The following is a 10,178-nucleotide window of genomic DNA, read 5'->3' on the forward strand; positions in this document are numbered from 1 at the left end:
GAGCATCTCCCCTAAAAGAAGTCAAAACCATCTTGAAAAGCCAAATCTATTGTAAATGGAATCCTATTAACTTCAATATCTTCTTTTAAATCCCTAATAATTAAATAATAATTTTTAGATTTATCATATTGTTTTTGCAGTAATCTGAAACGTTCTTTAAATTCCCTATCTTCTGCCGAATCCGAATTCTTATCTGCAAAGATTATTTGTTCACCAGATATTTTATTATTATCCTCATCAACAAAATAAACTGAAGCTTCCAATGGTAAAACATCCTGTGAAATGTTTTCTTTTTGGAAAAATGTTAACATTACATCATAATTTGTAATCTTATTTTTAGTTGAAATTAATTGAAGTTCTACAGTCCTTTGGTTTTTAGCACCTTTTTCTGCTTTAACTTCAAGTAATGGAACAATACATTCTTCTAAACTAGCTCCACCATGAACAAAATTAAGTCCAGCACCTTGTGCTTTAAATACATCTGCACCTATCGGAACATTAACATACCTATCCATGTTTAGATATTCCATAGATAAAGAAACTGCACCATCTATTTTTAAAGGTTTTTCAGATAAAATAAAACGTTTATGTTTTTTTTCTGGGAATTTATCTAAATTAACTTTATCATGCTCTTTTAATTTGTCACGTTTATAAATAAATCCATGGTCTGCAGTAATAAAAATTTTAGCAAAATTACCTTGATCTCTTAATCTTTTAATTAATACTTCTAAATCTCCAATTGTTTCTTGAGCAGCATTAAACACTTCATTTTCAGAAGGAGCATGGTCTCCTCTAGCATCAATTTTATTATGGTAAATATAAATTAAGTTTAATCCTTTTGTTAATTCTTTAAATTCCTTAGATTTTAATTTATCCACATCTTCGTAAGATATGGCAATTACTTCATTAACATTTGAACTTAAAATGTTATTCCTCTCATCAGTTGACCTGCAATTCATTCCATCAACTAATATTGTATCGCCTTCGTAAACAATTTCTTTATTAGGTAAAATTGAGGCCATACCTAATGCAGTATATGATGGAATAGTAGATAACATTGGTTTAATCTCCGGAGTTCTTGTTGGATCTTTTTCAAGCTCTGCGAATAATTCAACTGCACAGCCATATCTAAATGCATCTGAAATAATAACTGCAGTTTTATGTTTCCTAATTGAAGTTGGAATATGTTGTTTGAAGAACTTCCATTGTTTTGGAATGTCTAACTCAGAAATTGGTTTTTCAGCTAATTTTTTAGTGAATTTAGGATTAATTACACTTAAAAAACGGTTTACATATAAGTTTTCAACTAATTGCCTTAAATCTTCAAGATACTCAGTATCATCTAATTTATCATAGAAGTAATAGAATTTCCTATAATATGAATCTAAGTAAACCCATTTTTCAGAATATTCTTTAATAATTTCTTCAGGTTTTTCTGGAAGTTCACTTCGCATAAACTCATTAATTAAGGAAATAAATAAATTTGCATATTTTAAAACTTCATAATTATCCTCATATTTTAGATAAAAATGAGTTTTCTTTCTGTTTTCTAAAATCTCTTTAAATTCAGCACCTAAGTCCACTTTAGTTTCAAATAATAATTCAGTGTAATGATTAATTATATTTTCATCGAATCTTTCAAATGAATCGCAATTTATGTAAGAATCAATGTTTGTTTTACTTAAGCTTGTAATATTAAGTTTTGATTCTAATTCTCTAGCTATTCTATCATAATATTCAGAATAATTTGCATTATCCATAAATTCACTAATAAATATAAAAGCATTGTTTTTATCAGAAACTAAATATTCATCCCATGATTTTGGAGTTGGTCCTTGATATAAATGTGCAGTATAATTTAAAATTAAGAATCTGACCAGTCTTTTCACAGATGGATTGTCTTCTGAGTATTTAAATTTCCTTGAAATTAACTCCCAGAAATCTTCTAAGATATTATATTTTTCAAAGTTTTTTATAATTTCATTTTCTTCATTAAAATTATTGATAATCACTTCACGAACAATATAATCAAAATTTAAAGTTTTCTGATTAGACAAAACTGCTAAAATAGCTTGTTTAATATTTAATTCAGTAAAAGAAACATTCAAATCTTTAAATGCATTAACTCTTGATTTAGCATTCCAAAATAAAGAATACTTCTTAAGCAAATGATAAAACTCAGGAGAAATCCCTAATTCTTGTCCAATCATTTCAATCTTATCAGCAGAAAATGGAACTGCATAATGGGTTAAATCTGCTAAATAATTTTCATTATCATCAGGTTGGGAGAATGGGGCATAAACAAGATAATTAGAATTTTTATCTTCAAATTCGATTTGATATTTAGTTTTAATCAAATTATTGTCTTTCAAGATATGTAGCTTAGCATTATTTAATTGAATATTATTAATATCTTCTATAAATTCCTGATTTTCATCATACCAAAAGACAATTTGGCGATGATAAGCCTCATCAATAATTGAATTTATCCGGTTTTCAATTTCCTCAAGATTCATTTAAATCCCTTTTAAAATACTTTCAAATTCACTATCAGACAATACAGGTTTTAAATTATCCAATTTAACTTCCATATCTACATTAGCATATCTCATTCCACGGGTTCTGTTTAAATATTGGGGACTTTCAAGTTCATATACTCTTAAAATCCAAACTTGTGCCTTTGAATTACCTAAGTATGATTTTACATGGTCTCTTGTCCAGATATGATAATTATTTAAAGAACCAATTCTAGTTGAGGGTTTTTCCACAACCTTTTCAACTTTTGCATAATATTTTACTTCAAATTTAGAATCCTTTTTATTTGGAAGTGCATTTTCTCTAACAAAATCTTTATAATCTTCTTGGAAACTGTCTAAATAATTATCTTTAAGGGCATAACTTACTGTTGGAAATAAAAGAAAGTCATCAACATTTGTACCATATTTTCTAATTAAAATTGATTGTTTTCCTTGACCTAATGCTTCAATTGTTGCATTCCATTCATTTAAACATTTAGTTATTGATTCTGACATTTAAATAACCTCATAGTTTTAAATTAATAATATCTGCATTTTCTAATTTATTTTTAAGTTCTGTTTTTACTTTTTGTAAGAATTCATCAATTTGATCTTCAGATTCAATTTTAACCTTAGGTGATAATGTTATTGTTTTAATGTCCACATCCACTTCCACAGGAATATTAATTGGTTGTTGTGGAGATACTGGTTTATTTATTGCACTTTCTGGAGGATCATTAGAAGTTATAGAATTAATAAATGAATCAATTTCATGGATGCAATTGTTTTTAAGATTTTCTGATTCCATTGTGATTCCATCAATAATAGCAATATTTTTTTCTGAATCCAATTTATTTTTAAGTGAATCAAATTTAGATATAACTTTATTTTCAAATTTAGCTTTCAACTCATCAGTATTTAGTCTTAATTTGATACTTTCATAATCTTCCTTTACTCCATTTAAAATAATTGTTTTTTTATCTTCCAATATTTCATCAAAATGTGTAGTGAATTTATTGTTTAATTCAGGTAGTTTTCTAATATTTGAATAAGGGTTTGGCATTGAAATAATTCTTTCAATTTCAGATGCAACATATGATAAATCAGAATCATTGATTAAGTTAATATTTTCTTCATAAACTTTATATACTTCACAGGATTCATCAAAAATAGCTTTTTGACTTCCATTAAAGAATGCTAAAACAGGATCTAAATCTTCAGCCAAATCCAAAAATTCTTCATCATTATCAGACACGTAGTTATAGAATTGCAATGTGTTTTTCTTATTGTTAGCATCATTAAATAATTCTTTTGACTCTTCCAATATTGATTTGCCAGGATATTTATTTGATATTCTAAATTCTAAAAGACATTTATCAATTTCTTCAATTTTAGATGCATTAACACGTTTAAATTCATCCATGATTCTTTCATCATTATCATGAGTTAAATTCAAACTGTAAACCTCTTTTAAAACTTCTTTAACTTTCCTAATTTTACTACTATCAATAACTTCTTTTTCAGATACCAATAGTTTTTCTAAGTATTCATTTTTTGTTAAATAATCTAAAATTTTGGAGGCATCAGTATTTCTTAAAGAAATTTCATCACTATTAATTGTTAAGACAATTCTTTTTTGTGCAAATAATGAAGCAAGTAACCATTGCACATCCAAATTGACAAACCCATAAGGAGCTTTTGAATATCTGTTTAGTAGACTTTTTAGTGTAAGAGTATTATGTAGTTTTGACTGATCTGAAATATAATTGTCCATATCATTTACTGCATTCATAGCTTTTGTTTCACTAGCTATCAGTGTCTGCTGATATTCATTTGTTAATTCTTTTTTAATATCACTTTTATCAGGTGCAAAGTCCATATAACTTAATTTATTATAAACTTTATCAACTAACTTGCCCATTGATTCATCAAGTCTTGATTCAACATTTTTTTCAGCAATATCTACTTTATCTCCTTTAATATAAATTATTGCATCTTTAATAGAAGATTCAAGGAATAATTTGATTCTTTCTATTTTATCATTATATTCCTCTTGTTTTCTGCTTCTGAGTTCAACCTTCATTTCAGCACTTTTTTTAGTTAAATATTTTTGAATTTGCAGTGCTTCTTTTATTTCATCAAATACTGTTAAATCAGAAAGTAAATGTACAACAACTTCATTGTTAGATTCTGATAATCCTTTTAAAATATTATGCATATTACTTTCTTCAAAAGTAGTTTGAGAGCAATCACTTAAATCTGATGTATAAAACGGAGTAATTATTCTCATTCCAATATCAAATTCTCTATTATTAATCTTTTTATTATCAATTGATTGATTAAATTGGAAATTATATCTATTGCTATAACGATATTTGTTTTTAGGGTAAATTTCTTGGAAAATCCTATTTGCAGCATTATCTAAAACTTCACCATTATCAACTATTTGATTTTTAATTTCACGATTAATGTCTTGTTCTTCATTTGTTAAAAATGAATAAACCTCCCCATTTTTTTGGATTAAAGTTTGTTCAAGTAATCTGGATAATGATTTATCAACTTTATTTTGCAAATCAAGCCTATCTTCATTAATGTTAGAAATTAATAATGTTGTTAAATTTTTAGATGTGGCTTTAATTTCTTTTACATACTTAATCATGAAAAGTACTTTTAAAACTTCTACATCAAAAGAGTATAATTCATTGTTATTCCTTGCTTTATTTATCACTTGACTGTTAGTATGATCTATGAATTGTTCAATAGCATTGTAAAAAATGTTAAATGGAACTAAATCACCATCAGACTTATCTTTAATTTCAATTGCAGACTCTTGGAAAAGTGCAAGCATTGAACGTTCACCATCAGCCATGTGTTTTCCTGATGATGAATGTTCTCTTATTGATGTTAAAACATCCTGAACACGATTGAATTGATAAGGAACAAAAGGATAAATATTCGCAAAATCTCTTGCATCTTCATATGTTTTCATTTCAGCAGATTTTTCAAAAGTTAAAATATTTTTTAAAATGGGTTCAAAACTTGGATATTCTGCTTCTAAAGTTTTTTGGGCAACATCAGTTTTTGCTAGAATCCGTCTTCTAATTACTTCATCTACATTTGAAGATGATAGAGATAAACGTGTTTTAAATCTTCCTTGAATTTTAGAAAAATCCATTCCTTTTATATCTCTGGCGATATCATCAATGTTTTGTTGGCTCGTAACAACAACCCAAGATTTTCCATGACATTTAATTCCTAATTCTTCAACTATAGTTTGTAAGTTTAGCATTAATTTAGTATCATCTGCTATATATTGTCCAACTTCATCTACTAAAAATATTACATGATGATTATTTCCTTTATTGATACAGTATTCTTTCACTTCATTTGCAAAATCTTCAATTGAATACTTAAAGTTGTCTTCTGCTTTTGAAGCCCAATTATTAGCTTCGTTTTCACTCATAAATCCAATATTTACAACACTTTGTATAATATCATCACTTATAAAGTAGAATTCATCTCTTGATTCTTCCCAATTCATTCCGGTGATATTTTCAAATTCTGTTTTAAACTCTTCAAATTTATTTTTTGCATCTAATTTTTTTTCAAAATCTGCTAAAAAGGGCATTCCCCCGCAATAGCCCTGCATTTCATTAAAAACTTTTACAAATACATTTAAAATATCATCTTTATTTGAACTTGATTGTGATGATGATTTAGAATCTATATTAAATAAAACTACATCAGAACTAACATTTGTTGCAGCTTCCATATCTCCAATAACCATTGAATCTTTGATTTTTCCATCTTCCTTGAAAAAATCAATTGGTCTTCTTCCATGAACTTTAAGATTACTATCTAGAATATATGATAAAATTTTTAAAAAGTGAGATTTACCGCTTCCAAAGAACCCTGAAATCCAAACACCAATATCATCAGTAGGACTTTGTATTCCCTTATTATAACTTGAAAAAAACTTAGTAAAATGTTTCAATAGTTCATTTGTAACAACATATTCATCCAGTTCCTGATAAATATTTTCATCATCATTTTGACCGACTTTAATTACTCCTTTGATATCCCTGTCGATATCCTTTTCAAACATGTTTTTTATTTGCATATGTTCACCTAATCAATGGAAATGCTCGATAATAGTTACTTCCTTCAATAGTATTAAATAAAACTAATTCTCTGCCAGAATATTGTCCTGGGAAAAATAAAACAACTGGAACTTCGTCTAACTTTTGATGTAAGTTATTTAAAACATTATGTGATCTTAATATTGGATAAGCCTTTCCAACACCAGTTAAAAATACAACACAGTTATCTGGAGTTCTCTCTAAAATATAGTTTACAATAACATTATTATTATCTGAATTTAATTTTAAAAGACTGATAATTGCTTTAGTTGTAAATTCTATCCCTTTTTTTTCTTCAAAATTAAAAACTTTTTCTAAATAACCTCTTTCATTTAAAATATCAATGATAATTTCATATAAATCAAATTCTTTAATAGTAAATGCATAACTTGAATTATTGATTTTATTTTTAATCCTTGAAACTTCTTCACGAACTTTAAGTTCATATTTCGGATCATAATCAAAAATATAATAACCTACTTCATTACTTAAACCTTTATTCTCAAGAAATGAAGGCTCTTTAATTTTTGGTTCAATTTTACTAAGCTTCTCATCAATATTCATCAGATTCCTCCAGTTATGGCATTTAAAAATGGTGTTAAATTATTTTGAGTTAATAATTCTTTTAATTTAAAATCTACAAATGGTAAAATAATTTTATAATCCTCTTCTTCTTTTTCTAAAAGGCCTGCTTCAATTAAAAAATTTTTATAATTAGTTTTAACCTTTCGAAGAGTTGTATCTTTCCAATTTTCAATTACTTCACTTTGGTTAGATTTATTCATGAAAAAAATATCTAAATCTGAATCTTTTATAATGTAATTTCCTAAAATAATATGCTCTCTGAAGACTTCATGCATAAACTCAAAAAATAATTTATCATTTCTTAAAATTGAAATTAAAACTAATAATCTACCTGAATTTTGATCACAAGTTGATAAATATATTAATAAATCATTAGAAAATCCATTTAATCGACGATAACATACATTAGTCAATTCACGTGCTCTACGTTCACTATCCACCTGATAAATATTTTCAGTTAAAGATAACTCCATTAACTCTTTTTTTGAAATATCTTCAGCTAGATATTCAGCAGTGTTTTTTGTTTCAAGATACCAAAATGAATGACTCATAATTCCAGCACTATACTTCATAATATAATCACTGTTATTAGTATGTGTTGAATTAATAATAAAAGTTTTGAAGTATTGCCCGGAAAATGTAAAATTAAAGTTTCTTTAGAAGGTTAATTTTTTTAGATTTTTTACCTTCCTTTGAAACTTGGACATTTTGGAATTTTGCGTAATTAACTTTAACACCATCATCTAGGTCAATTTCTATATTTTGATTAGCTATGTGAGATAGTGCTTCATCATATTCTTGTGTTTCTTTTAATTGTTTTTGAAGTTTAGCTTTATCTTTAGTTGCTTTTACAACTTCTTGTTTTGATGATGAGTGATTAATTATATTGTCACAGTTAGCTATTGCTTGTTCGATAGCTTTTTGAGTTTTATGCAAGTAATCTGTTCTAATTCTTGCAACTAAACTTGGTTCATATCTGTGCATATAAATTAGACAGTTGAAACCATTTTCTTTGCCGCTTGAAAATTGCCAGTAAATTGGGCATTTTTTGTATGTTTTTTTGTGATCATTGAAAAAGTTTTTAAGGAGATAATCTCTGATTTTTTCTCTTGAAGGTTTTTTATTTTTAGCTAGTGCATTAGCTATAAAATCAAGGTTTTCTTCTAAGGTTTCTTTGCCAAAGCATGTTTTTACAAATTCTACAAAACGATTAACAATATCATCTTCAAAATACTCGGAATCTAAAATTGGGATAATATTATCATCATCTGGAATGAATTTATGATAATTATTTATATTAAATTTACCTCCTGCAAATTGTAAACCTTCATTATCCAAACTATAACGACCAAACATACAACCAACAGCATAAGAAATAAATGATTTAATATCCTTACTCAATATAGGGCAATATAATGTAATATCTTCTTTAACAATATTGTTAGAAATTTCTGACTGTAAATTATAAATTTTAATAAATATATCATTAAGTTTAAATTCATTTTCAAAAATCAGATTAATGAATTCATTTTGTTGTTTTGACCATTGTTGGAAATTATTAAAAATTAAATCACTATTAAATTTTAAAAATGGATGTTTTATGAAATTCCAGCTAGTTTCAAAAGAATCCCAATCTAATTTAGAAATATCAATATTCTGAGTAACTAATTTATCTACTTCCTGTTTGAATGATTCATTATAAATAATAGGAACTTGAAGAATATTTTCTACTTGAAAATTTAATGTAGGATTGATAATCTTTAAAAAAGTAATTCCAACTTTACTAGTTAATAATGCTTGTAAATATTTTATAAAATCTCCTTTATCAAACATCCCAGAACCTGCAACATCCCACAAAAAACCATTTGGAAAATAACGTGTTGATAATGTTGACGAAGTAATATATGACCATGAAACATACTCTTTTAAATAAAAATCTGAAAATGATGCTTTCCCTCTTGTTTTATCTTTTGAACCATATTTCCAATAAACAATATATTCTTGATTCCCATACCATTTTCTAAATTTTCCACCTTTATTATAAGGAATCCAATATTTACTATTCAAATCTATTTCATTGAACGAATTTTTATCAAATGCTATCTTATCTATTGATACTTCATGCCAAAATCTTAAAAATTTATCATTATTTCCAGTTATTATTCCCTGAAAAGAATCAATGTATCTGGTAATATCTTCACCCTTTTCAAAATCATTTATAATCTCATTTGTTGCCCAGTATGCTATTGGAGATCCAGGAATTTTTTCAAAATTAGATTGATTAAAAATTAAAGTATTTTCATCATTATGAAACTCTTCTTCTTTTCTGCTTTCTGAATTAAACTCAGTTAATCTGTGGAATGTTGATTTGTAATTTTTAATTAAATTATTTCTATTAACAAAAGTTGTTGCTTGTACAACTTCACCACCAATTTCTTCAAATGCATGAGCTCCTAAATGAGCCATATTAATTATCGTGTGATTATTAATTAATTCAACCCTTAATTTTTCAAATGTTGATAAAAACATGAATGATTGCTGAGTAATCATTGCAACAAAACCTTTTTCATTACAGAAATCATGACATCTTTCAATAAATACTGCAAACAAATCCGATTTTGAATTTAGATAATTTTTTTTCAAATAATCTTTTAAATTGGAATTCATACCACTATTTCCCATGTATGGGGGATTTGTAGTAACAATATCATAGTTTTTAGCAAGTAATTTGGACTGACTAATAATAGTTTTCATTAATCGAAATTCGTTTTGGTATTTATATTTATTTAAATTATTCTCATTTAATTCATAATTGCATATAGCTTCAAATAGTTCATCAAAATTAATATTTTCAATATCTAAAATACTACCATATTCTTTTGCATTTTTAAATACATTATATAAATAATTCCAATTTTTTTCATTGGTTTTGTCTTGT

The 10,178-nt window shown here is 26.2% G+C and carries 6 protein-coding genes; all 6 read right to left on the reverse strand.

Annotated features, from left to right (window positions below):
* Nucleotides 1–11: 11 nt before the first annotated feature.
* Complete coding sequence (pglZ, locus tag Q4Q16_RS07710) at nt 12–2,516, reverse strand: BREX-1 system phosphatase PglZ type A (protein ID WP_303347148.1); 2,505 nt, start codon at nt 2,514–2,516, stop codon at nt 12–14.
* A complete protein-coding gene (locus Q4Q16_RS07715) occupies nt 2,517–3,032 on the reverse strand; it encodes a DUF1802 family protein (protein ID WP_303347149.1) in 516 nt (171 codons plus the stop codon).
* Between the two features lie 10 nt (nt 3,033–3,042).
* Nucleotides 3,043–6,636, reverse strand: a complete 3,594-nt coding sequence (gene brxC / locus Q4Q16_RS07720; RefSeq protein ID WP_303347150.1) for a BREX system P-loop protein BrxC — start codon at nt 6,634–6,636, stop codon at nt 3,043–3,045.
* Between the two features lie 4 nt (nt 6,637–6,640).
* On the reverse strand, nt 6,641–7,219 hold the full coding sequence (locus Q4Q16_RS07725; RefSeq protein WP_011954748.1) for a DUF1788 domain-containing protein: 579 nt from the start codon (nt 7,217–7,219) through the stop codon (nt 6,641–6,643).
* Nucleotides 7,219–7,812, reverse strand: coding sequence for a DUF1819 family protein (locus Q4Q16_RS07730; protein ID WP_303347151.1), 594 nt, complete (start codon nt 7,810–7,812; stop codon nt 7,219–7,221). Before Q4Q16_RS07730 ends, Q4Q16_RS07725 begins: the two co-directional genes overlap by 1 nt.
* A 73-nt stretch (nt 7,813–7,885) precedes the next feature.
* Nucleotides 7,886–10,178: BREX-1 system adenine-specific DNA-methyltransferase PglX (gene pglX / locus Q4Q16_RS07735; RefSeq protein ID WP_303347152.1), on the reverse strand; the 2,293-nt coding region annotated here is incomplete at its 5' end.

It is taken from the genome of Methanobrevibacter sp. (assembly GCF_030539875.1).
Classification (GTDB): Archaea; Methanobacteriota; Methanobacteria; order Methanobacteriales; family Methanobacteriaceae; genus Methanocatella.